The 26808-nt window shown below is 63.0% G+C and carries 28 protein-coding genes; 10 read left to right on the top strand and 18 right to left on the bottom strand.

Going from position 1 to position 26808, the window contains the following annotated elements; all coding sequences use genetic code 11:
- Positions 1 to 3 precede the first annotated feature (3 nt).
- The 5 genes from BLW08_RS18610 to BLW08_RS18590 all read left to right on the top strand — a co-directional run bounded on the left by BLW08_RS18610 (position 4) and on the right by BLW08_RS18590 (position 5417).
- A complete protein-coding gene (locus BLW08_RS18610; RefSeq protein WP_091327036.1) occupies positions 4 to 1605 on the top strand; it encodes a sensor histidine kinase in 1602 nt (533 codons plus the stop codon).
- 91 nt (positions 1606 to 1696) lie between these two features.
- Positions 1697 to 2647 carry an HhH-GPD family protein gene (locus BLW08_RS18605; RefSeq protein ID WP_091327033.1) on the top strand — a complete coding sequence of 317 codons (951 nt, stop codon included), beginning with the start codon at positions 1697 to 1699 and terminating at the stop codon, positions 2645 to 2647.
- Between the two features lie 111 nt (positions 2648 to 2758).
- The gene (locus BLW08_RS18600; RefSeq protein WP_091327032.1) at positions 2759 to 3241 is read left to right on the top strand and encodes a hypothetical protein; all 483 of its coding nucleotides are present in this window, start codon (positions 2759 to 2761) and stop codon (positions 3239 to 3241) included.
- Positions 3242 to 3348: 107 nt separating this feature from the next.
- Entirely contained in the window at positions 3349 to 3882 is a 534-nt protein-coding gene (locus tag BLW08_RS18595) for a hypothetical protein (protein WP_091327029.1), read from the top strand.
- A 140-nt stretch (positions 3883 to 4022) separates the two neighbouring features.
- Positions 4023 to 5417 carry a cation:dicarboxylate symporter family transporter gene (locus tag BLW08_RS18590; RefSeq protein WP_254779967.1) on the top strand — a complete coding sequence of 465 codons (1395 nt, stop codon included), beginning with the start codon at positions 4023 to 4025 and terminating at the stop codon, positions 5415 to 5417.
- Here the strand turns inward: BLW08_RS18590 and BLW08_RS18585 are convergent.
- Positions 5371 to 6183: an AraC family transcriptional regulator gene (locus tag BLW08_RS18585; RefSeq protein ID WP_090824009.1), complete on the bottom strand. Its 813-nt coding sequence runs from the start codon at positions 6181 to 6183 to the stop codon at positions 5371 to 5373. The two genes, BLW08_RS18590 and BLW08_RS18585, sit on opposite strands and share 47 nt — an antisense overlap.
- 87 nt (positions 6184 to 6270) lie before the next feature.
- Between BLW08_RS18585 and BLW08_RS18580 the strand changes: the two genes are divergently transcribed.
- Entirely contained in the window at positions 6271 to 6774 is a 504-nt protein-coding gene (locus tag BLW08_RS18580; protein WP_091327027.1) for a VOC family protein, read from the top strand.
- Here the strand turns inward: BLW08_RS18580 and BLW08_RS18575 are convergent.
- The 15 genes from BLW08_RS18575 to lysS form a co-directional block, all read right to left on the bottom strand.
- On the bottom strand, positions 6771 to 7130 hold the full coding sequence (locus BLW08_RS18575; RefSeq protein ID WP_090824012.1) for a VOC family protein: 360 nt from the start codon (positions 7128 to 7130) through the stop codon (positions 6771 to 6773). The two genes, BLW08_RS18580 and BLW08_RS18575, sit on opposite strands and share 4 nt — an antisense overlap.
- A 4-nt stretch (positions 7131 to 7134) precedes the next feature.
- Complete coding sequence (locus BLW08_RS18570) at positions 7135 to 7395, bottom strand: DUF4235 domain-containing protein (RefSeq protein ID WP_090824014.1); 261 nt, start codon at positions 7393 to 7395, stop codon at positions 7135 to 7137.
- 90 nt (positions 7396 to 7485) lie between these two features.
- Positions 7486 to 7662: a CsbD family protein gene (locus BLW08_RS18565; protein WP_090824015.1), complete on the bottom strand. Its 177-nt coding sequence runs from the start codon at positions 7660 to 7662 to the stop codon at positions 7486 to 7488.
- Positions 7663 to 7742: 80 nt separating this feature from the next.
- Positions 7743 to 8453, bottom strand: a complete 711-nt coding sequence (dhaM, locus tag BLW08_RS18560) for a dihydroxyacetone kinase phosphoryl donor subunit DhaM (RefSeq protein WP_091327023.1) — start codon at positions 8451 to 8453, stop codon at positions 7743 to 7745.
- Positions 8450 to 9112, bottom strand: coding sequence for a dihydroxyacetone kinase subunit DhaL (dhaL, locus tag BLW08_RS18555; RefSeq protein WP_090824019.1), 663 nt, complete (start codon positions 9110 to 9112; stop codon positions 8450 to 8452). Before dhaL ends, dhaM begins: the two co-directional genes overlap by 4 nt.
- Before the next feature lie 2 nt (positions 9113 to 9114).
- Positions 9115 to 10116: a dihydroxyacetone kinase subunit DhaK gene (gene dhaK, locus BLW08_RS18550; protein ID WP_090824021.1), complete on the bottom strand. Its 1002-nt coding sequence runs from the start codon at positions 10114 to 10116 to the stop codon at positions 9115 to 9117.
- A gap of 154 nt (positions 10117 to 10270) precedes the next feature.
- Positions 10271 to 10459 (bottom strand): hypothetical protein, encoded by a 189-nt coding sequence (locus BLW08_RS18545; protein WP_090824101.1) that lies wholly within the window; start codon positions 10457 to 10459, stop codon positions 10271 to 10273.
- A 12-nt stretch (positions 10460 to 10471) separates the two neighbouring features.
- Complete coding sequence (locus BLW08_RS18540) at positions 10472 to 11860, bottom strand: FAD-binding oxidoreductase (protein WP_254779966.1); 1389 nt, start codon at positions 11858 to 11860, stop codon at positions 10472 to 10474.
- A 221-nt stretch (positions 11861 to 12081) separates the two neighbouring features.
- Positions 12082 to 12591, bottom strand: coding sequence for an amino-acid N-acetyltransferase (locus BLW08_RS18535; protein WP_091327017.1), 510 nt, complete (start codon positions 12589 to 12591; stop codon positions 12082 to 12084).
- A 52-nt stretch (positions 12592 to 12643) separates the two neighbouring features.
- Complete coding sequence (locus tag BLW08_RS18530) at positions 12644 to 14746, bottom strand: S9 family peptidase (RefSeq protein ID WP_175538764.1); 2103 nt, start codon at positions 14744 to 14746, stop codon at positions 12644 to 12646.
- Between the two features lie 187 nt (positions 14747 to 14933).
- Positions 14934 to 16166, bottom strand: a complete 1233-nt coding sequence (locus tag BLW08_RS18525; protein WP_091327012.1) for a glycosyltransferase — start codon at positions 16164 to 16166, stop codon at positions 14934 to 14936.
- A 153-nt stretch (positions 16167 to 16319) separates the two neighbouring features.
- Positions 16320 to 18812: an ATP-dependent Clp protease ATP-binding subunit gene (locus tag BLW08_RS18520; RefSeq protein ID WP_090824030.1), complete on the bottom strand. Its 2493-nt coding sequence runs from the start codon at positions 18810 to 18812 to the stop codon at positions 16320 to 16322.
- Positions 18813 to 19184: 372 nt separating this feature from the next.
- On the bottom strand, positions 19185 to 19511 hold the full coding sequence (locus BLW08_RS18515; RefSeq protein WP_090824033.1) for a histone-like nucleoid-structuring protein Lsr2: 327 nt from the start codon (positions 19509 to 19511) through the stop codon (positions 19185 to 19187).
- A gap of 128 nt (positions 19512 to 19639) precedes the next feature.
- Positions 19640 to 19813, bottom strand: coding sequence for a hypothetical protein (locus BLW08_RS23945; protein ID WP_175538763.1), 174 nt, complete (start codon positions 19811 to 19813; stop codon positions 19640 to 19642).
- Between the two features lie 2 nt (positions 19814 to 19815).
- Positions 19816 to 21345 (bottom strand): lysine--tRNA ligase, encoded by a 1530-nt coding sequence (gene lysS, locus BLW08_RS18510; RefSeq protein ID WP_090824035.1) that lies wholly within the window; start codon positions 21343 to 21345, stop codon positions 19816 to 19818.
- A 57-nt stretch (positions 21346 to 21402) separates the two neighbouring features.
- Between lysS and BLW08_RS18505 the strand changes: the two genes are divergently transcribed.
- From BLW08_RS18505 to BLW08_RS18495, 3 genes are all read left to right on the top strand, one after another.
- Positions 21403 to 22299 carry an alpha/beta fold hydrolase gene (locus BLW08_RS18505; RefSeq protein WP_090824036.1) on the top strand — a complete coding sequence of 299 codons (897 nt, stop codon included), beginning with the start codon at positions 21403 to 21405 and terminating at the stop codon, positions 22297 to 22299.
- 9 nt (positions 22300 to 22308) lie between these two features.
- Complete coding sequence (locus BLW08_RS18500) at positions 22309 to 23163, top strand: alpha/beta fold hydrolase (protein WP_090824038.1); 855 nt, start codon at positions 22309 to 22311, stop codon at positions 23161 to 23163.
- Between the two features lie 64 nt (positions 23164 to 23227).
- On the top strand, positions 23228 to 24061 hold the full coding sequence (locus BLW08_RS18495; RefSeq protein WP_090824040.1) for an alpha/beta fold hydrolase: 834 nt from the start codon (positions 23228 to 23230) through the stop codon (positions 24059 to 24061).
- Here the strand turns inward: BLW08_RS18495 and BLW08_RS18490 are convergent.
- Positions 24058 to 24909, bottom strand: a complete 852-nt coding sequence (locus BLW08_RS18490) for an EamA family transporter (RefSeq protein ID WP_254779965.1) — start codon at positions 24907 to 24909, stop codon at positions 24058 to 24060. The two genes, BLW08_RS18495 and BLW08_RS18490, sit on opposite strands and share 4 nt — an antisense overlap.
- The gene (locus BLW08_RS18485; RefSeq protein WP_254779964.1) at positions 24906 to 25799 is read right to left on the bottom strand and encodes an alkaline phosphatase family protein; all 894 of its coding nucleotides are present in this window, start codon (positions 25797 to 25799) and stop codon (positions 24906 to 24908) included. Before BLW08_RS18485 ends, BLW08_RS18490 begins: the two co-directional genes overlap by 4 nt.
- A gap of 77 nt (positions 25800 to 25876) precedes the next feature.
- On the opposite strand from BLW08_RS18485, the gene BLW08_RS18480 reads away from it, so the two are divergent.
- Positions 25877 to 26734: a LysR substrate-binding domain-containing protein gene (locus tag BLW08_RS18480; RefSeq protein WP_091327006.1), complete on the top strand. Its 858-nt coding sequence runs from the start codon at positions 25877 to 25879 to the stop codon at positions 26732 to 26734.
- Positions 26735 to 26808 lie beyond the last annotated feature (74 nt).

The raw sequence follows: 26808 nt of genomic DNA, 5'->3' as shown, positions 1-26808 counted from the left end.
ATCATGCAGGACACATCCGTTTTCATGCCATTGGACGATTTCTTTGGCAACATCGGCAGACGTAAGGCCATTTTCCTGTGCCAGCTGCCCCTGACGTTGGCAATGGGCTTGATCATCCTCTTTGTTCTTCTCTTCAGCCCCGAAACAATGGCCGATGCAGCCTTCCAGTTAACGCTGGCGGTTCATGTGCTGATGCTTGTTGCTTGTGTTGCTTTGCCGTGGAACAAACTTCCTCCCTGGAGTTTTGTCCTCATTCCGTTGGCAGACTTCCTGGTCCTCGGTCTGACCCGGGAGCTCGGGGGTCCCGTCCTCAGTGTGGTCACGCTTCTGATGGTTTTCCCGGTGATTTGGCTCGCCGTCAGTGCCAGTGTCACACGCTTGATCCTCGCCATCGCGGGACCTTTGGCCGGGATCATCGCATCTCCTTACACATTGGGACACCTGGTGGAGCGGGCCGAGCTCATTCGGATGATTGTGGTCCCGGTCATCCTGGCAGGGGTTGCCCTGACAGCCCATCTGGTGGCAGGCGTGGTGGTGAGGCACAGGGACATCCAGATCCGGAAAGACAGGGAGCTTGTCCGCCTTCACAAAGCCACCCAGGACCATCAACAGCTTCTTGACGCTGTGCTGGAAACTGTGAACGTCGGAGTGTGGGCAATGGACGCCAACGGCGACGATATTCTGACCAACCACCGTTTTCGAATGGACCGGAAGTCCGCCCAGCAGATCCCGGGCGATAACCCCTTCCTCACGTCGGATGGCATCACGGAACTCTCCGACAGCCCGGCAGGACTTGCCATGTCCGGGCGCAGTTTCACCAACAAACTGATACGCGTAGGCAATAACAACCCGCAGATGATCTTTTCCGTCGCTGCCAGGCAATTTCATGACGGCGACGGCCGGATCAAAGGTTCAGTCCTGGCCTTCACCGACGTCACAGCGTTGGTCACAGCGCTTGAAGCGAAGGACAAGTTCGTGGCAACTGTCTCGCACGAACTTCGAACCCCACTGACGTCCATGCTCGGCTACCTGCAGCTCCTGGACGATGAACCGAACCCCGCGTACCTGCGCGTTATCGAGCGAAACGCGCAACGCCTCCTGACTCTGATCAATGATCTCCTGCTGGTGGCCTCGGAGGACCTGGAAATTCGGCGGAAACCGGCCAATCTCTCCCAGCTGATGGACAGAGCCAGCCGAGCTGCCGAACAGGAGGCGAGCGCCAAAGGCATCGTCATTCATGAGCAGATCGATGCCGGGGTTGAGGCCGAGGTGGATGCGGGTCAGTTCACCCGGGCGGTTGAGCAATTGCTGTCCAATGCCATCAAGTTCTCGCCCCGGGGCAGTGAAGTCACTGTTGCCCTCAGAAGGCAAAACGGCGGGTTCATCTGCTCCATCAGCGATCAAGGCTTGGGTATGACCCCGGAAGAGCAAGAACAGGCATTCACAAAATTCTTCCGATCCGACCAAGCCATGAAGACCGCCATCCCGGGTGCCGGCTTGGGACTGTCCATCAGCAAAGCAATCGTTGAGGCTCACGGCGGACAGATAGACCTTGAAAGCAGCCCGGGAAAGGGCACCACGGTGACGCTGAACATGACGCACTAGCCGCCGGGCAAGGACCACACTCTGTTTTGTAGCCGGGCTGGGCTTTCCACCGATTCCCGCAGTGCCGGAATCCACTACAGTGGAGGGCAGCATGACACTTCCCGATTCAGGCCAACTGACAGGCCTCCATGAAGCCCTTGATCAGTGGTTCGCCGGGGCCGCCCGCGACCTGCCGTGGCGTGAGCCGGACTGTACTCCGTGGGGCATCCTGGTCAGCGAAGTGATGCTCCAACAGACGCCGGTGGTTAGGGTTCTCCCTGTGTGGCGTGACTGGATGGAGCGCTGGCCCACCCCCGCCCACCTTGCCGACGAACCGTCGGGCGCAGCTGTACGCCATTGGGGCCGGTTGGGCTATCCGCGCCGCGCCCTGCGACTGCACGCGGCCGCCGTCGCCATCCGCGAGCAGCACGGCGGCAGGGTTCCTGACAACCGCGCCGAGCTCCTGGGCCTCCCGGGCGTCGGCAGTTACACAGCTGCCGCCGTCGCCGCTTTTGCTTTCGGGCGCCGCGAGACCGTGGTGGACACCAACATCCGGCGCGTCCATGCGCGGCTCATCTCCGGCAGTGCGCTGCCAGCACCGGCCTTGACCGCCGCGGAGATGCGCTTGGCCGAGGCACTCCTGCCCCAGGATCAGGAATTATCCGTGCGGTGGAATGCGTCCGTCATGGAACTCGGCGCCATGATGTGTACGGCCCGCAATCCCAAGTGCGCTGACTGCCCCGTCCGTCCAAGCTGTGCCTGGCTCGCCGCCGGTGAGCCGCCGCCGTCGTACACGCCCAAGGGACAGTCCTGGCACGGCACCGACCGGCAGGTCAGGGGTGCCGTGATGGCCGTCCTGCGCGAGGCCGCCTCCCCCGTGCCCCGCGAGATGTTCGAGCAAGCGCCGGCCGACCTCGGATTCGCTCCGTCCGGCATCGGAATTCCCTTGGCTGCGCTGCACCGCCTCAACTCGGCCCCGGAGCAGCTGGAGCGGGCACTTGACGGCCTGTTGGTGGACGGTTTGGCAGAGATGCACGACGGCGGTTTGCGGCTTCCGGCGTAGTGGCCCCGGGATCGGTATCGGTTCCGCAACGGAGCATCCCGGCCCATAACGATGAAAGGTCCGATTTCGGATTGCCGGAGACACCATGTCCAGGCAGTCTTACCCTGAAGCATGGGCAGAATCGGATTGGCGTTGACCCTTGCCGGCACGGCGGCACTGCTTCCGGGCTGTTATCCGGAGGCTGTAGCGTGCCCGGCCATTGGTCATGTCGCCGGGGTATCCCTGACTGTTGCAGCAAGCTACGCGAACCAGGTTGGCTCGCTTCGGCTCAAGGCCTGCCAGGATGGTACGTGCACGGACAAAGAGCTGGTACTGCATCCGGGATCAGTTGCCGTGGACCAGGGTTGCTCGCCGGAGGGCGTGTGTTCAGCCACCCCGTCACTTGATGGGACGCTGCAGGGCTTCCTGGAAATGCCCTGGCTCTCCGAGTCACCCATCGAGGCAACCGTCAGCGGCACATCGCCGGCGGGCGCAGCCTTGCCCCTGCGCACGCTGACGTTTACGCCGAAGGGCGAGTACCCGTACGGAGAGCAATGCGGCCGCGTCATTTCTGCCGGCGCAGTGCTGAATGCGGCCGGCCTGAGCCAGACGTAGCCGTCACCTGCTGGAATCCACACCGCCTTTCCCTAGCGGCATGCGGCGCCTCCCGGTAGTCTCGTGTCACCCCGGGCGGACAGCGGGGGCTAATCCCTGGAGGCGAAGTGCGCAGCACAAACAGTCCACAGGCCACCCCGGCAGACTGGTCGCTGGCCCTGGACCTCAGCACCAGAATCAACAACAGGCACGGCGGGAGCCTCCACCAATTCCGCGAGGCCCTGACTCCATCCGCGCGGAGCCAGGACCTTGGGCATCGCGGCCGCCGCCAACACCGGCTGGGCCCTTTGCCGTCATTCGACGATGAGAACGTCAGCCTGACCATCGTTGCCGAGACGGTGGAGCTGGGGTGGTTCGCCGTAGGGCCCGCCCCGGAGGGAACATGCCTCACGGTGTCCATGGCCGCGCACCGCAAGGACACAGGACATCCAGCAGCCCTCCCCTTGGCCGAATGCGATGCCTGGATGCAGGCGTTGCTGGGCGGACCTTGGATGGCGCACGCCTACCGGTGCGAGTGTGCCACCGGAGCTGCAAGCGAGCGCGTGGTGTCCTACAGACTGTTTCTGGACCAAAACCACAAACCCGTCGCCAAGCCACAGGAGGTTCTGGCAGAGGCCTGCCACCCCCTGCAGGCATCATAGTTTTCCGCATGATGAAAACTTGATTCCGATATTAAACACAACGGGTCTCCGGAATTAGCAATTCGGAAACAAGGCCCTCATAGCGTCTTGTGTGATCCCGGCCGCAACCCACCGCGGCCACCGCACAGATAGGCGCCCACTTGAAGATCCCCGCATCCGCAGCACCCCCGGCAGCCCCGGCAGCGAAAAAGCCACTGTACAAATCCTTGTTCTTCCAAATCCTGGTGGCCGTGGTGTTGGGCATCGCCATTGGCTACCTGTGGCCGAGTGTTGGTTCCGCGCTTCGTCCACTGGGCGATGGCTTCATTCAGCTCATCAAAATGATCATCGCACCGCTGATCTTCCTGGTCATCGTCACGGGGATCTCTGCTGTGGGGGACGTGAAATCTGTCGGCCGGGTAGGCGTCAAGGCGTTGATCTACTTCACCGCGGCCACACTTTTTGCCCTGGCCTTTGGACTGGTGGTTGCCAACATCGTGCAGCCCGGCGCAGGCCTGAATATTGACCCTGCGTCCCTGTCCGAGGATGCCGTTAACGCCAAAACCACCACCGCGCCACCCAAGGATGCGGGACAGTTCCTGCTGGGCATCATCCCCACCAGCGTGGTGGGGGCGTTCGCATCGAACACCCTGCTGCAGGTCCTGTGCTTCGCAGTCTTCTTCGGCGCGGCCATCGTGGTGGTGGGCCGCGAGAAGTGCAAGCCCGTCATAGACCTCATGGAGACGACGCTGGAACTCTTCTTCAAGATCATGTCCTGGGTCATGCGTGTTGCTCCGGTGGGCGCCTTCGGTGCCATGGCCTTCATCATCGGCCAGTACGGGCTCAGTTCGCTGAGCACCTATGCCCTGCTGGTGGCAGCGTGCTACGGCTCGGCGTTGGTCTTCATTGGCTTGCTGTTTGTGGTGGCCTGGGTCTATCCGCGCGTTCCGCTGTGGCAGTTCATCAAATACTCCCGCGAAGAATTCATGCTTGCTTTGGGCACGGCCTCCACAGAATCCGTACTCCCCCGGATCATGACCAAACTGACCAACGCCGGCTGTTCGCGGGCAACCACGGGACTGGTGGTGCCCACCGGGTACTCATTCAACCTGGATGGCGCGGCACTCTACCTTTCCATCTCCCTCCTTTTCCTGGCCCAGGCCTTTGGCCACAACCTGGATCTGGGTCAGCAACTGGCAGCGCTCGGCATCCTGATGCTCACGTCCAAGGGCATGGCCGGCGTGCCCGGCTCCGCATTCCTTGCCCTCTCCGCCACAGCTGGGGCCCTGGGCATCTTCCCGGTGGCGGGAGTTGCCCTCCTGCTGGGAGCCGACCGCTTGATGGACTCAATGCGCGTTGTGGTCAACCTGCTCGGCAACTGCGTTGCCACCTTCGTGGTGTCCAAATGGGAGGGGCAATTCGATCGCGATGCCATGCTGGCAGCGTTTCGCGGGGAGGACCCGTCGCCGGACGTCACCGCAGCGGCAACCGAACCTTTGGTGCCGGCCGTCAGGGCTCCGCAGCCCCAGCTGACCTCCGATACGTACTCGGCGTAAAGCCCAAGTACTTCTGGAAGTCGTTCGTCAGGTGCGCATGGTCCGCGTAGCCAAGTTCGACGGCGATCGCGGCAAGGTCCGCTGTGGGCTCGGACCGGGCGCGCTCGGCCGCATCCTGGAGTCTTCGGCGCCGGATAAGGGCGGAGGGACTCAACCCGACATACTTCCTGGCGATCCGTTGCAATGTTCGCGGGGACACCGCAAGGCGTGACGCTGCGTCCTCGATCAGCACCACCTCCGGGCCTGATGCGATGACGTCCATCATCCGGTTGGCAAGCAAAGCCTCTTCGGAGAGCGCACCATCCAAGGAAGCCAGCCAGGCAGCGAAGGCCTCCACTGCCCGCCGGCGGTGAGTGCCGTCGTCGTGCGTTGCTTCGCCGCGACGCGTGGCCATGGCGCCCGCAACAGCCGCATGCAGTTCCCCCAACTCCACGCCCACTTCCGTGTCCCGAAGAGTTCCCGGAGCATCCGTGAAGAGCGGTACGGCTGCCGGACGCAGCAAGGCACCTACGGCCCAGCCTTTACCGGTCAGGTCACGGTAAGCGGCGCGGGTTGTGGGTCCGGAGAAGATCACATCAGCGGGCTGCACCACCAGATTGGACGTCGGGTATGGGATCACGTGCTGGCGGGACGAACGGCCGGGCTCGATGTCCCACTCGGGAATCCAGAACCATTCCACCAGGTCCGCCACTGCCCCGGGCGCGGGAAAGCGGTGGAAGGTGGGTAGCCGCGCGGGATAGAGGATGCCTTTGAACGAATCCTTCATTGGAGCCTCCCCAGGAAACCACCCATCGAGAAAATCCGTCGCGAATCTCCAAGCGCCGGACCCTGCCAGGTACGTAGCGTCATAACCATGACAGATACTACAAGCACTGAAGCAGCCACCGGCCAGTACACCACGCACGGCATCCCGAACGGACTGACCAGCCTCACACCGTTCCTTGCCGTGCCCAACGCCAAGGCAGCCATCGCCTTCTACCGTGACGTATTCGGGGCCCGGGTGGTCGGTGAGACCGAGATGGGCGGAGTGGTGGTCCACGCCGAACTGGACTTCGGCAACGGCCACCTTCAACTCGGGGAACCCAGCCCGGACTACCACCTGGTCCCGGCACCGTCGGGCGAGGACGACTGTTACTCGCTGGGCCTGTACTGCCCCGATGCGGACGGCCTTGTCCGGAAGGCAGAGCAAGCGGGCGCAACCATCCGGGAGCCTCTGACCACGTTCGTCTCAGGTGACCGCTACGCAAGCATCCGCGATCCGTTCGGTGTTCGCTGGTCCATCATGACCCGGGTTGAGGACCTCTCGGAGGAAGAGAGCAACCGCCGAGTGGAGGAGTGGGCTGCGCAGCAGGGCTAACTGAGGCAAAGGCAGAACGGGTGCCCGGCGGGGTCCAGGAATACCCTGAACGTTTCGCCGGGCTGGTGATCGGCCTTGGTGGCGCCCAGCGAGAGGGCAACTTCCTCACCCTTGTCCAGATCTTCCACCACCATGTCCAGGTGCATTTGCTGCGGGATGGTTTGCCCTGGCCACACGGGAGCCTGATACACCTCCACCTGCTGGAAGGAGATGCAGTTGCTGCCGTCGCCAGGACGAATGTCGAACCAGTCGCCCTTGTCCTCTACTTCCCAGCCGAAGAGTTCGCCATAGAAGGCGGCGAGCACAGCGGGATCGGGACAATCGATGACCACACTCGGAAATTTAGCTATTGCCATGTTCTTAGACCTCGTCTGCGGTTTTCTTCATGCGGGCCAGGGCACTCTTGGTGCCCCGCTGGGTGAGAACGTGAACGATTGCGCCAACGCCGGCGGATACAACCGCGAACACCAGGACACCGGGCAGGGAGTCGTTGAGATCGGTCCCGTCCTTGGGGGCGGGCTTGCCGGTCTTCTTCTCCCAAAGGCCCTCCAGCGTCTTGTTCGCGAGGGCACCTGCACCGAGGCTTACCGCAAGGCCGAAAAGTTTTACCAATATGTTCACGATAGTTCCTCCATCAGATAGCGCGCCTCGATACGAGGCCCCACATAACAAGACAGGGCCGCTGCATCCGCAGCGGCCCTGTCCACATCCCTAGTCCTTCTTGAAGGCGTCCTTCACCTTCTCGCCGGCGCCCTTGAGGTCTGCTTTCACCTGGTCGCCTTTGCCTTCAGCTTCGAGGCCCTTGTCGTCAGTCAACTTGCCTGCAGCTTCCTTGGCCTTGCCGCCAAGCTTCTCGCCGGCATTCTCCAACTTGTCGTCTGCACCCATGGTCGCACCTCTTTCGTCGTAGGAACCTTGTACCTCTACAACATCACTAATCAGCATACTTAGCAATATTTAACGGCAAATCAGCTTGCCTGGAGCTCGCCAAATCCGTCCTCCACCAAGCGCTTCACGTACTCAACGGCCTTCACTGCGTCCTTGCCGCCCGCCTCCACCCTGAGAATGGAGCCCTTGCCGGCGGCGAGCGCCATCAGCGCCATAATGGACATGCCGTCGACGCCGTTTACAGTCACCTCGGCGTCCAGCCCGGATAGCCCGCCCGCGATCTTCGCGGCCGGGCGCGCGTGCATGCCGAGGGGGTTGATGAGCTCGAACTCGCCGCTTGCCTCCGGCGCTCCTGCGCCAGGTGCCGCAGCTTGTCCGGCGGCCGGTGAACCTGCCAGCGTAGCGGCCCGGAAGCCCACGGCCTCAGCCGCCTGCCGCACATCGTCCACGCCGGCGCCGCCCTGGGCAGCCACCGCGGCGGCAACCAGCCCCTCAACCAGGGGTGCATCGGCAAGAAGTACGGCATCGGGGTCACTGGCGAACTCCATGGCGGATTCAGCTGTCATGACAGCGGACCCCAGATCAGTCAGCACCACCACGCCGTCGCCTCCCGAATCAACCAGGGACTGCTCGACGGCGGCCAGCACCTTCTCCAGGCTGGTTCCGATCCTGTCGTCGTCCGTACCTCCGGCGGCGACGAGGTCCACGTCGGGTGCCATTTGGGCGGCGAGTTCCACGGCACCCTCGGCGATCTTGCTGCTGTGAGAGACCACCACAATCCCAACGGTCATACGGCGTCGGTTCCCGCATCACCGGCAGAGCCGGCCGCCGCGGCCGCGGCGGCTCGAAGGAGCAGCGCGGTGGAGGCGGCGCCGGGGTCGCGATGACCTGCACTGCGCTCCCCCAAGTAGCTGGCCCTGCCTTTGCGTGCAATCAGCGGATCGGTGGCCGCGGCCCCGGTCTCCGCCGCTTCTGCAGCTGCCTCCAGGACGCCTACCGGATCTGCACCATCCGACGCCGCCTTCCGGGCTGCCTCCACGGCCGGCGTCCACGCGTCAATCATGGTCTTGTCGCCTAGTTCGGCCTTGCCCCTGGCCACTACACCATCACGGGCGGCCTCCAGCGCTGCTGCCAAGGCCTCGGAGTCCACGGTGGCGGCATCCCCCAACGAGGTGGCGGCCCGGAGATACGCGGTGCCATACAACGGCCCGGCGGCGCCGCCCACCTTGGACATGAGTGCCATCGCGGTAGCCTTGAGCGCCGCACCCGGGCTCTCCGGCGGCGTCTCGTCGAGCTTCTGGAGCACAGCTTGAAAACCTCGATCCATGTTTTCGCCGTGGTCCGAGTCGCCGATTGCCCGGTCCAGTTCAATCAGCTCCACGCGGTGTTCCGCCATGGCTTGGGCGGAGAGCTTCAACCAGTCCAAGGCCCAGTTAACGTCCAACGCCATGCTCAGGCACCCCACCGCAGCGCGGCGGTGTGGACGGGCGCATCCCAGAGCCGCGTCAGCTCGTCATCCAGGCGCAGCACGGACACGGAGCAACCCTGCATTTCCAGGGACGTGACGTAATTGCCCACCAGGGACCGTTCCACAGTGACCCCGCGCTCGGCCAGCACCTGCGCCGCACGCCTGTAGACGATGTACAACTCACTTTGGGGCGTGCCGCCCATACCGTTGACGAACAGCAGCACTTTGTCTCCGGACGCCACGGCGAGGTCCTCGAGGACGGGCTCCAGTAGCCGGTCCGTAATGGCGTCGGCACTCTCCATGGCGATCCTGTGCCGGCCAGGCTCACCATGGATGCCAATGCCAATCTCGATCTCGTCGTCCGCCAGCTCGAAGCTGGGCGTACCGGCATGCGGTACCGTGCATCCGGACAGGGCGACACCCATGGTCCGCACGTTGGCCACTACGCGCTCGGCAATGGCGGTGACCGTGTCAAGATCGTCGCCTCGCTGGGCGGAGGCACCCGCGATCTTCTCAACCATGACAGTCCCACCCACACCACGGCGACCGGCCGTGTACAGCGAATCCTCCACCGCGACGTCGTCATTCACCAGCACCGAACGCACATGCACGCCTTCGGCCTGCGCCATCTCGGCCGCGGTCTCGAAGTTCAGGACGTCGCCGGTGTAGTTCTTGACGATATGTACGACGCCGGCACCTGAGTCCACCGCGACGGTCGCCGGGATGATCTGGTCGGGCGTGGGCGAGGTGAAGACTGCGCCGGGGACGGCGGCGTCGAGCATTCCGAGCCCGACAAAACCTGCATGCAGTGGCTCGTGGCCACTTCCACCACCGGATACCAAGGCAACTTTGCCCGCTACCGGCGCACCTTTCCGGACGACGAATTTGGGCTCCGGATGGACGTCCACGATGTCGGCATGTGCCATGCCGAAACCTTCAACGGACTCGTCCACCACGGCGCGTGGATCATTGATGAGCTTTTTCATTGGATGCTCCTGGGCGTGCTGTGGCTGGTGCTCTGACCCTACTACCGGCGGGCCGGGACAGGGTAGGCCTTGTGGTGGCACGAAGGTACTTAAAGGGTGGAAGGGGCAGCCCATAGTGGCTGCCCCTTCCACCTGCTCGTTCTTTCGAAAAGCACTAGTCACCGGCAGGAGGCGGCGTCACCGCCTCAGCCTCGTCCCTGGCCCGGTATTCGGGCCAGAAGGCTGAATAGAGATCCGGATCAGAGTGGCGGTCACCCGTCCACGAGGCTTCATGGGGCCACGATCCGTGCGGAATGTCGATCTGAAAAGCGGAGAAGTCGGGAAACGTGACGCGACTGTTCATGGTCCGCACCGCTTAACTGTTCAGGACGGCGTCGCCGCCGGCGGTCACAACGTCTTCAAGCAGCACGGTCTGGTCAATCACCGGGAGCCCCACTACGTGGCCAAAGCTGAACATGTTCTTCGGATCCAGCTCCGCTTTCGCCTTCCGGAGACGCTCACGTGCGCTGGGCAGCCAAGGCCGTTCCCGGTCTTCGGCATCCACAAAGTGGCCGTGCAGGTTGACGAACGTGCCGGCATTCGCAGCGGGACGAAGATCTTCATGGACAGCGTTGAAGACTGCCGGCAGCACATCGAGCACCGGGGGAACAGCGATCGCACCCATGAAGAAACTGAACGCAGCATCGCGCCCACCCACAATGTCCTCGCCCTCTGAACTCTTGGCCAGCGCCCCACCCAGAAGACGGATCTCTGCCAGCAAAACAGGACTTTCCACACCGGGACCAAAGTGCCGCAGCAAGGTGTCTGCGGCTTGGTCGTCCAGCCGATCCAGCAGGAAGCCGTGCTCCCGCACCGGCACCGGCTGATCCGGATCCTGGTGGATCGTGTCGAATTGGGTGGCGTCCAAGGGTCCCGTGGCATCCATCATGAACGGAGCGCAGTGGCGCATGGGCTCAAGTAACTCCGCCGCGGTTGCCAGGTCTCCTTGGAAGGCGTAGCGGAGATGGATGACGAATTTTCCGCGCAAGGGTTCCGGAATCATCTCCATGTCCGGAAGACGGAGGAAGGCCATGGATGCCGACGCCTCTACGGGCAGCGATGGCACCCATTCCCTGAACGCCCCCAGTACTTCAGGGGCATACCCGCCGTCGAAGTAAACGCCACCCGCATAAAGATCGGCCGCCGGGAAGAGGTGGAATTCCATGGCGGTGACGATGCCAAGATTGCCCTTGCCGCCGCGCAAGAGGTAGAAAAGCTCCGGGTTCTCATCCTTGGTCACCCTACGGTGGGTGCCATCTGCCGTGACCAGCTCGAAGGCGATGACGTGGTCCGAGGCGAAGCCATACTTGCGGCCAAGGATCGGCAAGCCACCGCCCAGGGTGTAGCCCACCACGCCTACGTCAGTAGTGGAACCGCACAGCCCCATCAAACCGAAGGTCGCGGCGAGATCCACCACAGCCTTCCAGCGGACCCCCGCGCCAACCCGGGCTGTCTTCTCCAATGGATCAATACTGAGCTCCAGCATGCGGCGGGTGCTGATCAGCAGCCCACCTTCAATGGCGTTGGTGGCACCGTGGCCGGTGGATTGGACGGAAACGGGCATTCCACGTTCCGCTGCCCAGCGAACCGCCGCTGAGACGTCCTCTGCGTCGAGGGCGCCGAAGGCAAGATCCGGCTGGTGTTGCGTGGACAAATTGAAGGCCGCTACTTCGGCGGCGAAGCCGGGATCGGCAGGCGTGAACACTGGACCGCGCACGCTGAGTTGGAGTTCTGAAACATTTGAAAAGGACGCGTGGGACTGCATGATCTTCTCTCAATTGACCGATGTGGTGGAAGCTTCCCCAGCAAGCCTCCACCAGTTTATCCATCAACTGGATATAAGAGAAGGGGTATTAAATCACCCATAATCGGGCAGGGTTGAACAACACGCCAAGGCATGCAGTGAGAGGGTGTTCCTGGGCAGCCTTAGAGCTGCTTGATCATGCGGGTGTTACCCAAGGTGTTTGGCTTCACGCGGGCAAGATCCAGGAACTCCGCCACGCCCTCATCGTGCGAGCGCAGCAGTTCGGAATACACCTGCGGGTCTACGGCGGATTGGTCCGCCATCACTTCGAAGCCATGTCGCTTGAAGAAGTCCACCTCGAACGTCAGGCAGAAGACGCGGCTGACCCCGAGGGCACGTGCTTCTTCCAGCAGGTTCTCCACCAGGACATGTCCCACGCCGCGCCCTCGCCAGGAGTCGGCTGCAGCGAGCGTGCGTATTTCGGCCAGGTCTTCCCACATGACGTGCAAGGCACCGCAGCCGATCACCTCGCCATCCTCGGATTCGGCGATCCGGAATTCCTGCAGGCTTTCGTAATAAGCCACAGTCTCCTTGGCCATGAGGATCCGCTCCTCGGCCAAGGGAGCCACAAGCCTCTTGATGGCCGCCACATCGCTGGTGCGGGCAGGGCGGAGGCTGAAGGTCGGATTCACTCCCCCATCCTAACGAGGAAGCATCTTCTCCCCAGCCTCCGCCCCCGCGGTGTTACAGCCCCAGTTCCTCCGGTACCGGAAGTTCCTCGCCCAGCACCTGCTTGGCCAGGAAGTGCTCAACCACGCCGTACCAAACCTTCGCGTGCTGCGGTTGCAGGATCCAGTGGTTCTCGTCCGGGAAGTAGAGGAAGCGGTGCGGGCTCTGGCCGTTCTCATCTGCGGGCAGCTGCGAGGAGGACAGGAGTTCGTACCAGAGGCGCAGGCCCTCGCCGATGGGCACGCGATAGTCCTTATCGCCGTGGATCACCAGCATGGGTGTCTTGATGTTGCCCACGTTCAGGTGCGGCGAGTTCGCCATGGCCATCTCCACCGTCATTTCCTTCAGCCAATACTGGGCCGCGTCGGTGGTGGGACCAAACTGATCAAGCGCCCACAGGCTGGCGTGGGTCACGATTGCCTTGAAGCGGTCAGTCTGGCCAGCCACCCAGTTGGCCATGTAGCCGCCAAAGGAGCCACCCATGGCTGCCGTCCGGGATTCATCAATGTCCGGACGCTCCACCGCCGCATCCGTGATGGCCATGAGGTCGGTGAAGGGCTTTTTGCCCCACTCACCCCATCCGCGCTGGATGAATTCCTGGCCGTAGCCGGTGGAAAGGGCAGGATCGGGCAGCAACACGGCGTAGCCCTTGGCAACCAGCAGCCAGGGGTTCCACCGCCACGTCCACGCGTTCCACGAGCCCAACGGACCACCGTGGATCCAGAGCAGGAGCGGCGCCGGGCTTTCAGGGGCCGCATTTTCCGGGAGCGCCAGGTAGGCCGGCACGCGCGAGCCGTCTTCCGCAACGGTCTCAATCCGCTCCAGCCGACCCTTGTATTCGGGCCGCGCCGCCGGGGCCTGCAAGCGGACAGTCTCCCCGGTGGCGAGGTTGATCCGCACGGCTTCGGCGGGGAACTCGTACGAGCTCCGCAGGGCATAGGCGGTGGTTCCATCGGGAGAAAGCACGACGTCGGAGTAGGCGGCGGCATCTGCCGTCACCCGCGTAACGCCACCGTCAGTGACGTCAATCCGGAAAACCGGCGACGCGCCGTCGTCGTCCGCTTTGGCCAGGATGGCGCTGCCGTCCGGAAGCCAGGCGAGCGCAGTGGCCCAGCGGTCCCACTGGTGCGCCAGCCGTTCCAGGTCCGTGATCTCGCCGCTTGCAACGTTCAGTAGGTGCAGCTTCACTTGGGGAGCTTGCGTGGGCGTGGTGTCGCTCTCGCTCTCCACTACCAGCGTGCCGTTGTCCGGGCTGACGGGACCCGGGAAGTAGCTCATTCCCTCATGGTCCAAAAGCACCTTCACGGCGCCGGTGGCGACGTCGACGGCAGCCAGCACCTCGCGGCTGTCGGCTTTCGCGAGCGCCTTGGTCATACTCGTATAGATGGTCTTGCCGTCCGGGCTGACTACGGTTTTGGCCTCGCGCAGCGAGCCGCCGACGCCGGGCGTCAGGTTGCGCAGCTTGCGTGGCGCCGCGGCGTCCACCGTGGAAGGCTTTCCGGGCTCCCTCTCCTCGCCCTGCTCCACCGCGAAGAGCCGCGGCTCGGCCGGGCCAAGGTCGGCATCCCAATATCGCACCGGGTAGCCGCTGTGGAGGATGGCAGAAACCTTGTTGTCTTTGCGGGCCTTCCGGCGTTCCTCGTCGTTGTCCTCGTCCGCGGAGCCCGCCAGGACCTCGGCGTTGATGAAGGTGGCGTCTGCATCCTTCGCGGCCATGACAGCACTGATACCGCCGGCCCTTGAGTGCACAACGCGGGCTTCTCCCCCGTCGGCCGGGAGCAACCACAGCGCGTTGACGGGATCGGCGTCGGGGCTGTCCGGATCGGGACGCGCCGACGTGAAGTACAGGTCGCCGTTGGCGGCGAAGACGGCACCGGCCTCGCCCTTGGAACTGCGCGTGATGCGGCGTGCGTGGTTCTGGCCCGTGGGGTCGATCTCCCACAGCGCAGTAGCGAACCCGGTTCCCTTGCTGTTCAGCGTGGTCACGGTGGTAACCAGTCGTGTGCCATCGGGGCTCAGGGTGAGGCCACCAACCCGTGGGATGGAGAGATAGTGGTCAAGGTCGTGAAAAGGAGTTTCGGGCTGCTCGCCCTGGGTGTGAGTGTCAGCAGAGTCCATTCTCCGATTCAACACGGAATGTGCCGTCGATCACAGTAGGGTTCACTTACAGTGAAACAGTACTTTCACATATCCCGGATCCAGCCAAGAGCCAGCGCCCCCAAACCGCGCACGCACCCAACCACCCGCACCGGTCAGCACCCAAGCGGGCCAGCGCAGCGAGCGTTATGGCCGCTTGAAACACGCACTATTGCACCGTGGTTGGGAGATTCCGCAACGCGGCGACCACCGGAACAGTTCCGTCCTCCCTCGCGATGCCCGCTGCCACATGCTGCGCGTGGGCAGCATACGACCCCCTCGTGACGGCCGCCTTGATGGCATCACCCAATGATTCGGGACTGAGTTTCTTGTACGGGATGGGCGCAGGACCCGCACCCAACGACGCAACCCGGGAAGCCCAAAGCGGCTGGTCCGTGTACACAGGGACGCCAACCGTTGGCACGCCGGCCCGCAATCCGGCCGCCGTCGTTCCAGCTCCGGCATGGTGAACTACCGCCGCCACCCGCGGGAACAGCCACTCATGCGGAATACCTCCGACGCTGATCGCATCGTCGCCGAGGATGCCCCCCACACCACCGTTCGCACCTTGTACAACAGCCCGGACTCCCGCCCGGCGCGTAGCCTCCAGGATGAAGCCGGGATCAATATGGGCGCTGCTACCGAACCCCACAAAGACAGGCGCCGGACCGTCCGCAAGGAAGTCCACAAGGTCCGCGGGCGGTTGCCAGTCTGGACTGACAGCGGGCCACCAATATCCGGCCATTACCAGGCCGGGATGCCAGTCAGCGGGCCGGGGCAGAACCGTCGGGCTGATGCCGTGAAGAATTGCTGCCCCCGCCTTCCTCCGAGCGCGTTCTCCGGCAGCCCGGCTCAGCTTGCCGAGACCAAGTTCTTTTCGAAGACGCGCACTGGGGGCATCGTAGGGAGCCGGTCCGGCCGCCGCGCGCTCTCCGATAATTTTGTTTCCCCACGCACCGAGGCTTCTGGCCGAATTCATGATGACCGGCGGATATGCCGCGCTCGGCTCCGTTGGCTGCAAGTGGGCGCCCAGGGCAGGAATACCGAAGGCCTCGGCAATGTCGTACGCATAAGGGGCCACGGAATTGGCCAGGATGACGTCAGCGCCGGCTTCGGCAGCGGCCAGCGTTCCGGTAGCGGCACTCTCCATGTACTCGCCGAGCTTCCGCCAGAAGGTGAGCAGGCCGCCGGACGCCTTGGCGCCGGGGGCTGGTTGCTTGATCAGCTCTGTCAGGTCACCTGCCAGTGGCCGGAACTCACATCCGGAGTTCACAACCAACGGGGCGTAAGCGGGGTTGGCAGCAATCGCCACTTCGAAGCCCAGCCCCTGCAGGCGACTCCCGAGCCCGGCCATGGGCGCAACATCACCCCGAGTGCCTGGAGCCACCATGAGTACGCGCATGCCGTCCCACTTCCCTTCTTCGGAGTTTTTGTACAGATAACGCCCTTATGAAGCCACCTTATGGGCATTACCTGTACAAGAACCCGGCAAGCGTCAACGCAAAAGCCCCGCCTGCTCCATTGCTGGAGCGGGCGGGGCTTAGTGCTGTTGCGCTTACGCGGTGGGAGCGATCTCCGGGATCCGCGGCTTGGCGTTGCCTTCAAACGTGAACTTGGCTTCGTCGCCTTCACCATCGACGTCCACCACAACGATGTCGCCGGAGTGAAGTTCGCCGAACAGGATCTTCTCGGACAGTTGGTCCTCGATCTCGCGCTGGATGGTGCGGCGCAGAGGCCGCGCACCCATGGCGGGATCGTAGCCACGCGTGGCCAGAAGAACCTTGGCAGCGGGCGTGAGCTCGATGCCCATGTCCTTGTCCTTGAGGCGACGCTCCAGGCGGGTGACGAACAGGTCCACGATCTCGATGATCTCGTCCTGCGTCAGCTGCGGGAACACCACGACGTCGTCAACACGGTTGAGGAACTCGGGGCGGAAGTGCTGCTTGAGCTCCTCCGTGACCCGTGCCCGCATGCGGTTGTAGCCGGTCTGGGTGTCCGTGCCGGACTGGAAGCCCGTGGCCACGCTCTTGGAGATGTCGCGGGTACCAAGGTTGGTGGTCATGATGATCACCGTGTTCTTGAAGTCCACCACGCGGCCCTGGGAATCGGTCAGGCGGCCGTCTTCCAGAATCTGCAGCAGCGAGTTGAACAGGTCCGCGTGGGCCTTCTCAACTTCATCGAACAGGACCACGGAGAACGGACGACGACGGACCTTCTCGGTCAGCTGGCCGCCTTCCTCGTAACCGACGTAGCCCGGAGGCGCACCGAAGAGACGCGAAACCGTGTGCTTCTCGGAGTACTCGGACATGTCCAGCGTGATGAGGGCGTCCTCTTCACCGAACAGGAACTCGGCAAGTGCCTTGGCAAGCTCGGTCTTACCGACGCCTGTGGGGCCGGCGAAGATGAACGAGCCACCGGGACGCTTGGGGTCCTTCAAGCCGGCACGGGTACGGCGGATGGCCTGCGACAGCGCCTTGATGGCCTCGTTCTGGCCGACGACGCGCTTGTGCAGTTCGTCTTCCATCTTGAGCAGACGCGAGGATTCTTCCTCGGTGAGCTTGAAGACCGGGATGCCCGTGGAGTTCGCAAGAACTTCGGCAATCAGATCTTCGTCAACCTCGGAGATGTCGTCCATACCGCCGGACTTCCAGTTGCGTTCCTTCTCCGCGCGTTCGGCAATGAGCTTCTGCTCCTTGTCGCGCAGTGAGGCAGCACCCTCAAAGTCCTGGGCGTCGATGGCAGATTCCTTCTCCATCTTGACCTCGGCAATACGCTCATCCATGGCCTTGAGCTCCGGCGGAGCGGTCATGCGGCGGATGCGCAGGCGGGCGCCTGCCTCATCGATGAGGTCGATCGCCTTGTCCGGCAGGAAGCGGTCCGAGATGTAGCGTTCGGCCAGCTGCGCAGCGGAGGCGAGGGCGCCGTCGGTAATCGTTACGCGGTGGTGTGCCTCGTAGCGGTCACGCAGGCCCTTGAGGATCTCGATCGCGTGTGCGACGGAAGGTTCCTTGACCTGGATCGGCTGGAAGCGGCGCTCAAGAGCGGCGTCCTTCTCAATGTGCTTGCGGTACTCATCCAGCGTGGTGGCACCAATGGTCTGGAGTTCACCACGGGCAAGCATTGGCTTCAGGATGGACGCAGCGTCGATGGCGCCTTCGGCAGCACCTGCACCAACGAGGGTGTGGATCTCGTCGATGAAGAGGATGATGTCGCCGCGGGTGCGGATTTCCTTGAGGACCTTCTTTAGGCGCTCTTCGAAGTCACCGCGGTAACGGGAACCAGCCACCAGTGAGCCAAGGTCAAGCGTGTACAACTGCTTGTCCTTGATGGTCTCCGGGACATCGCCACGCACGATCGCCTGGGCAAGGCCTTCGACGACGGCAGTCTTACCGACGCCGGGCTCGCCAATCAGCACGGGGTTGTTCTTTGTACGGCGGGAGAGGACCTGCATGACGCGTTCCATCTCCTGCTCGCGTCCGATCACAGGATCGAGCTTGTTTTCCCGGGCAGCCTGGGTGAGGTTGCGGCCGAACTGGTCAAGCACCACCGAGCCGGCAGGGGTACCTTCCGGCTGTCCCTGACCGGAGCCGCTGCCTGCGGTCTCCTTGCCCTGGTAGCCGGAGAGCAGCTGGATGACCTGCTGGCGGACCCGGTTCAGGTCTGCACCAAGCTTCACCAGCACCTGGGCGGCCACGCCTTCGCCTTCGCGAATGAGGCCGAGCAGGATGTGCTCAGTACCGATGTAGTTGTGGCCGAGCTGCAGTGCTTCGCGGAGCGAGAGCTCCAGCACCTTCTTGGCGCGCGGCGTGAAGGGGATGTGACCGGACGGGGCTTGCTGGCCCTGGCCGATGATCTCCTGCACCTGCTCGCGAACGCCATCGAGCGAAATGCTCAGGGACTCGAGCGCCTTGGCAGCAACGCCTTCACCCTCGTGGATCAGACCCAAGAGGATGTGCTCGGTACCGATGTAATTGTGGTTGAGCATCCGTGCCTCTTCTTGGGCAAGGACGACCACGCGACGGGCACGGTCCGTAAATCTCTCAAACATTTCGCCACACTCCTAGCTACGACGTACTTTGATGCTACGTGCCGGAGGGGCACTTTTGGGGCGTGTTCGCCACAGGGGAAACATGACGCCGCGCAGGAATAAATTGGCCCGTTCCCCTTGACCCTGGCGGGCGACGATGACATCCTGCCAATCGCGCAAGTCCATCCCCACCCGGTTCCGGCCGGAAGCATTTGATGGAGCCCTCGATTCAAGGGGTGTGATATCCCTTATTGCGCAAGTTATCCGACCCTTCAAGGGCTGCACCGGCCCGTGAAATTTTTCCGCGCCACTGAAGAACGCCGCAGCCACCTTTGCACACACTTTAAACAACCAATGCCCCGGCAGAGACTGCCGGGGCATTGAAGCGGTGAATCAGGAATTGGCCTTTTGGTAGGCTTCCTGAATTTCAGCCTGAATACGTCCGCGACTGTTGACCGTGTAACCGTTATCGCGGGCCCACTGCCGGATCTGTGCTGAATCCTGGCTACGGGCAGCTGTAGCGCGGCCCCTAGTGGCTCGACCGGAAGACGTCTTCCGGGCCTTGGCGACGTAAGGTTCCAGGGCCTTCCGAAGTGACTCTGCGTTTGCCGTGGACAAGTCCATCTCGTAGCTCACGCCATCCAGGCCGAAGCGGACAGTTTCATCCGCAGCCCCTTCATCCAGGTCATCGACGAGGATGATTTTTACTTTCTGTGCCATGAGTTGCCTCTCTTTTGGAGGGTTGGATAATCAGAAATTCCCCGGATTCCTTTGTTGATTATCGTTCACGGCAAGCACGCACGTCAAAGCACAATTCGATTCCGTTAGCCGCGGAACCCATTTAGGGCCTATTTAGTGGCCGGGCCTTCGGGTGCCGGTCCGGAATTTTTCGAATTCGCTTCGGCCTGGGCGCGGGCTTCTGCCTGACGCTCGGATTTGTCCGCATTGAAGATCGACTTCATGGCAAACCAAAAGATCAATCCAACAACCACTGATGGCGCAAGGACGGCGATGTACTCCATGATCAGTGTCCTTCAGGCTTGAGCAACGGGAACAGGATGGTTTCACGGATACCAGCTCCGGTGAACAGCATGACCAAGCGATCGATGCCGAGCCCGATGCCACCCATGGGCGGTGCACCATACTCAAGGGCGCGGAGGAAGTCCTCATCCAACTGCATGGCTTCCTCGTCACCGGCGGCGGAGCGGCGGGACTGCTCAGTGAGGCGCTCACGCTGGATCACGGGGTCAATGAGCTCAGAGAATGCCGTGCCGCGCTCCATGCCACCGATGATCAGGTCCCAGGCCTCGATCAGCCGGCCATCTTCGCGGTGCGGACGTGCCAGGGGCTGCGCGGAGGGCGGGTAGTCGTAGACGAACGTGGGATTCAGCAAGGTAGGTTCCACAATCTCGCCGAACAGCTCAACCACAATCTTCTCGGCATCCCACTTGGGGTCCACCTTGACCTCGTGCTTGGCGGCGATCGCGAGCAATTCCTCCACGGTGGTGTCGGGAGTAATTTCCACGCCAACCGCTTCGGAAATACCCGGGTACACCGAAACCCAGGCCCATTCGCCGTCGAGGTTAATCTCGCCGGCATCCGTCTGGATAGTGCGGGTGCCCACGACGTCGGCCACGTTGAGAATGATTTCTTTCATCCGCTCGGCCATGACAAATTGATCTGCCCAGGCTTCGTAGCATTCAAGCGTGGTGAATTCGGGGCTGTGCGTGGAGTCCACGCCTTCGTTGCGGAAGACACGGCCCATGTCATAGACGCGGTCGATGCCGCCCACCACAGCGCGCTTGAGGAAGAGTTCGGTGGCGATGCGCAGGGTCATCTTTTGGTCGAACGCGTTCATGTGCGTTTCGAACGGACGGGCCGTGGCGCCGCCGTGGACCAGCTGCAGGATGGGGGTTTCCACCTCCACATAGCCATGGCGGTCCAGGGTATCGCGGACCGAGCGGGTGATGGCAGCACGCTTGTAAACCATCTCGCGGGCTTCGTCGCGCACCATGAGGTCCACGTAGCGCTGCCGAACGCGGGTTTCTTCATTCAGTTCCGCGTGCAGGACCGGCAGCGGACGCAGGGCCTTGGACGCCATGGACCACGAGTCGGCCATGACCGACAACTCGCCGCGACGGGAAGAGATGACCTCGCCCTTGATAAAGACGTGGTCGCCGAGGTCAACCAGGGCCTTCCAGTCTGCGAGCGCTTCCTCGCCAACGTTGGCCAGGCTCAGCATTGCCTGCAAGCGAACGCCCTTGCCATCCACGCCGCCCTCCTGAAGGGTGGCAAAGCACAGCTTTCCGGTGTTGCGCACGAACACGACGCGACCCGTGACACCAACGGTGTCTCCCGTGGTTTCGTCGGCTTCGAGGTGTGCGTACTTCTCACGGATTTCGCCGAGTGAGTGGGTCCGTTCGACACCCACCGGGTATGCCTCTGTGCCGCGTTCCATCAGCTTGGCGCGCTTCTCCATACGGATACGCATTTGCTCGCTGGCATCGATGGGCTCTGCGGAGGTGTTCAGGGCTGGGGTGTTTGCGGAAGTCACAGTCCTTAAGTTTACCGGTGATTACGGGCCTTTACTTCCGGACATAGACTCGGGGCTGTGGAGACCTGGACTGTTGAAACGGACGACGGCGGCGGGCAGCTTGAGGTGCACAGCTTCCGGCCTGCTTCGGGTGCTTCGATTCCCGGCTCGACGGCACCCGCTGAACCGGCCGGCGTCGTGCTTGTGCACGGCACTTTGGTCACCGATTCCCTGTACTGGCCGTTCGCGCGGACGCTGAGCGTCATGCTTGGCCGCCCGGTACACACCTACAACCGCCGGGGCCGCGGACATTCGGCCCCGCAGCCACCGGGCTATTCGGTGGAGACCGAGATCGCCGACCTCCAGTCCGTCATGGAAAAGAGCGGTTCCCTGGATGTGGTGGCCCACAGCTACGGCGGATTCGTAGCGTTGCAGGCCGCCCGTCGCTCCACGATCAACCGGCTCGTCACCTACGACGCCGCGGTTTCGCTCTCCGGCAACCTCAGTAGCCGGTGGCGGCCGGAGCTTGAGGAAGCGGTGACTGCCGGCCAGCTGGACAACGCGTGGGCACATCTGGTGCAGGGGTTGGGAACAGCCGGGCCTATTTCCTACCTGCCCATGGGCGCCCTGCGGACCCTCAGCGTCCTGTCTGCCCGGACGCGGCTGGGGTTGGAGATGCGTTCCCTGCTGCCCACGGCCGTTACGGAAATGCGTGCGGTGCTCGATGCCGACGCGCACCTGCACGACTTCATGAAACTCTCCACCCCTACCTTGATGCTCAGTGGCGGCTGGAGTCCGTCGTACTTTGCCGAGACTGGCCGGACCCTGGCTGGAGCGGTGCCCGCGATCGACTTCGCCATTGTGCCCCTGCAGTTCCATGAGGGTCCTTTGCGGCCCGGCAAGCGACTCGCGGCGCGCATCGCCCGTTTCCTTTCCGGGAGGCAGCTTCAAAGCCATGCCACTGATGCCACCTAGGATGTTCCCGTGAGGGAACGCGAAATCAAGACGCACGACGGCGGCAAGCTCGCCTTGTACAGCTACGGCACTGAAGACGCGCCAGGTGAGCGCCGTGTGATGGTCATTGGCGGTGCGTTCCTCACGGCCCTGATCTACCGCCCCTTCTCAATAGCTCTGTCCAAGGGACTCGGCGATGGCTGGGCCGTGGACGTCTACGACCGCCGGGGCCGGGGCAAGTCCACCGAACAGCCGCACAACTATTCCATGGCCACGGAAATCGAGGACGTCCGCACCATCATGGACGCCACCGGTGCACGGAATATCCTCGGTCACAGCCTGGGGGGATCAGTGGCACTGAATGCTGCTCAGGCCTTTGCCGGAACCCGCCACGAACCGGACAAGCTGGCCGTCTACGATGCCGCAGTGAATATTGACGGGAGCATGGACACTGACTGGCTCACCGGGTTCGCGGAGTCCGTAAATAAGGGTGATGTTGGCCGCGCACTGGCAAGGATGAAGCGGGGAATGAACCAGGGAACCGCCCTCGCGAAGGTGCCTGAACCAATCCTGGCGGGGCTGATGGCCGTAGTTTCGCGAACCAAGGTCAACAGGCTGTTCCGCGACCTCATGCCGTCGGGGGTTGGGGAGCTCAAAGCAGCATTCGAGGCCTCCGACACGCCACGGGATTTCTCGGTCCTTCCTCCCAGCACCCACTTCATGGTGGGCAAGAAGAGCCCACAGTTCTATAAGGTCACGGCCGCGCGACTGAACAGGGCTGTTCCAGGCAGCACCTTGGAAGTCTCGCCAAAGGGCTTCCATGGTTCCGTACCTGCGGCAGTCAAGGAACTGGTCTCGGATATCTCGGAGTACTTCAAACGCTGACTGCTTGTCCACATACAAGGCCCGCATGCTGCCTGCTGTCAGGTGCCTCGGTTAGGCTCAAGACATGACGCGCGACATCATCATGACCCACGACGGCGGACACCTCGAAGTACTCACCACAGGTGGTGACCTGGCAGCGGCAGGTTCCGGCGTCGTCGTCGTACCTGCCTCCATGGTGACCGCCTCCGATTACACGCGATTCGCCCAGAAACTCAGCGAGGCCCTTGGCCGTCCCGTCCATACTTTCAACCGGCGTGGGCGCGGCGACTCGTCCCCGCAGGCTGAGGATTACACCCTGGAAGCCGACATCAGGGACCTGGACGCCGTCATGAAACACACCTCCAGCACGGACGTGTTCGGGCACAGCTTTGGTGGCGCGGTGGCGCTCCATGCAGCACGCACTCTGCCTGTGGAGCGGCTTGCCGTGTACGACCCCGCGGTTTCGGTCAACCAGAGCGTCAAGGCAGACTGGACGCCGGACTACGAACGCGCCACTGCAGCAGGCGATTACGATCGCGCCCTCGCCGTGCTCATCAAGGGAGTCGAGACCGGCGGCGCCTTTGCGCGCATGCCGTTGTCCATGCTGACGCTGGCCACGAAACTGGCCGCCGGGACGCCGCTGGGCAAACAGATGCGTGAGCTGATGACGTGCGGCGTGCGGGAAATCAAGGCTGTGATCGCAGCCGACATGCCTGCTGAGCCGTTCCTTGAGCTGCCGTTGGAAACACTGATTGTGGTGGGCGAAAAGAGTCCGGCCTACTTCGGCGTTGCGTGCGGTCAGATCCACGACGTCCTGTCGGGATCGAGTTACACCATCCTTCCCGGGTTCGGACACGATGGACCCAACAAGGCCCCAGACAAGCTGATCGCGGAGCTGTCAGAGTTCTTCTCGGGCTAACCGAGCTGGATAGCAGCGATGCCGGCTACTGCCACTGCCGTCAGCGTGAGCCGCAAGCGGCTGAACCTCTCTTTGAAGAACACCGCGCCAATGATTCCTGCCAGCAGGACGCTGGTTTCCCGCAGGGCCGACACCAACGCAAGCGGCGCCAAGCTCTGCGCCCACACCACTATCCCGTAGGCAAGCATCGAAACCAGGCCGCCAATGAACCCCGGCCTCCAGTACCGCGCCACCCGTCGAGGGAACTGCCGTCGATCCGAGGCCATGCGCCAACAGACCACGGGAATCAGCAGGCCCTGAATGAGGAAGAGCCAGGAGATGTACGCGATCGGCTGCCCGGACATCCGGACGCCAACGCCGTCCACCAGGCTATATGCCGCAATGGCCGCGCCTGTCAGCACGGCGAACAGCGTGCCCTTACGGTTCCTGGCAGCTCCTTGCCCAGCGCGTGTTAAGGCGAGGCTGAGCAACGACCCCGCGACGACGGCCACTCCGGCCAGTTGCCAAAGGCTCAGCTTCTCTGCCAGAAAAGTGGTGGCGACTGCCGTGACCAGAAGGACGGCGAGGCCACGGGCCAACGGATAAACCTGGGAGAAATCGCCGTGCTTGTAAGACGTGGTGAGGAGTATCAGGTAGCACGTCTGAAGACCTGCCGAAGCCAGAACATAGGGCCACGATTCCTGCAGCGGAATACCGAAGATCGCCGCGCCCACCACGCCTGATGCCAAGTAGGCCAGGGCAATCATCGTCGAGGACGCCAACCGGTCCGGGATGGCCTTGGCTATGGCGTTCCAGACACTGTGCAGTACTGCTGCCAAAAGAACAGCTGCCGTAACTGTGAGCGTCAACGGGCGCCTGCCGGCAGCCGACTGCCTCGTTGCAGCGGATTCTGCCGGGCTGCCTGCCGGGTGCCGAAGGGAACGCCTTCAGAGCCAACCGCCGGTACGCCGAAGGTGGCGAGTACTTGGGCGTAGATGTCCGCGTGATCTACGTCCGCGATGCCGCGTTTCAGGCTTGCGCCGCTGGCTGCGATCCACGCCGTACGCTCAGCCTCACTCTCACCTCCATGGCCACCAGCGTCCAGGTGCCCGTGGTCGGTAACTGCGATGACGGTCCAATCCTCATCGCTGCGGTTGGGACGCGACTCGATGGCTTCAAGGAGTCTCTTCAAGCGATGGTCACAGCGCTGAATGGCCTTTACGTACCCGGCTCCGGTTCCGTGGTTGTGCGCTTCCACGTCGGCTTCCCCAAAGTACACAAAGGAAGCAGCCAGATCCTCATCCCGCAGGCGCACGGCCGCATAGTCAGCAACGGCGTCATCCGCGCTTATCCAACTGTCGGCGTCGTTCGCCTCTTCGGGGTCCGGCGTGGGCACCCAGCCTTGGGCCGAGAAGAGAGGGCCACACTCAGTTGCAATAGCGAGCGGATGCCAGCTGGCAGCGATCATGGTCCGCAGCTCCGGACGGGCAGCACGAAGTACCGCGGTGAAGTCCGGAAAGGAATCGAGTTCGGCCGGGTGGTGGCTGTTGCCGGCCACCCTATGCCGGTCGGCGTAGACGCCGGTCGCTACTGTGGCCCAGACGGGACCGGAGATGGTGGCATTCTTGTCATGGACGCGGACAGGGACCAGGAAACCCTGCTGGGCGATCCGGTCCAGGGCAGGGGTAGCAGCGGAGCTGAGCGAGTCGTAACGGACGCCATCAATGCCGACCACCAGGACATGGGGTTGATTCTTCACACCGACGACGGTACTTGTCCAAGTCCACAACGCATAGGGATAGCCACTCATATCTATAGGAGACTTAGGCTATGCCTATGAATCTCACTCACTTGAGGGCCTTCCACGACGTCGCCACCCACGGAAGCTATGTGGCGGCAGCAGCAGCGGCCAGCGTCAGCCAACCCACGCTCTCCGAACAGGTCCGCCTGCTGGAGCGCCACCACGAGGTCCGGTTGCTGCAACGTGCTGGTCGATCCGTGGAGCTCACGGCGTTGGGACACAAGCTGTTTGCCGTGACATCCAAGCTGTTCGCCGCGGAGATGGAGGCCGAGGCGGTACTCGCCAAGGCCCGTCACATCATGCACGGCGAATTGCGGTTCGGGACTGACGCCCCCATCAACGCTGTGGGCGTACTCAGCGCCTTCCGACGTCGAAATCCAGGGGTCAGCATCCAACTCGTCAGCGGCAACTCTGCAGAGATACGCAAACGTGTGTTGGCCGGAACGGTGGACGTGGGCATCATCGCGGACGAGACACCCCATCCGGATCTCGTTGGCCGCATTCTGGGAACCCAGGACCTGGTAGCGTTCGTGCGCCACGATCATGCGTTGGCGGGCCATAAGGCAATCCGGCTGCAGGACCTGATCCACCACCCGCTGATCATCCGGGAGATCGGCTCGGTGACGCGCCGGTCTATCGAGACGGCCCTCTCCACGGCCCAGCTCCAGCCTACCGAGCTGCTCGAGACGGACAGCAGGGAGGCCGTACATGCCGCCGTAATCGCCGGCCTAGGCGTTGGTGTGATCGCAGAGGACGAATTCAATGACGATCCGCGCCTGGTTCTGCTCGACTTCGTGGATCCCATTCCGCCCATCACCGAGTATCTGGTGTACCGGCAGGCCAACCCGCGCACCCATGTGGTGGATGCCGTATTGGAGTGTGTGGGTGGTTAAATGCGAAGAGCCCCGGCCGTGGTGGTCGGGGCTCTTCGTGAATGGTTGTCCGGCGGTGTCCTACTCTCCCACAC

It is taken from the genome of Arthrobacter sp. cf158, from assembly GCF_900106835.1.
Lineage (GTDB): Bacteria > Actinomycetota > Actinomycetes > Actinomycetales > Micrococcaceae > Arthrobacter.
Note: the sequence above shows the minus strand (reverse complement) of the source record. Positions and strands in the feature narration are given on the sequence as shown.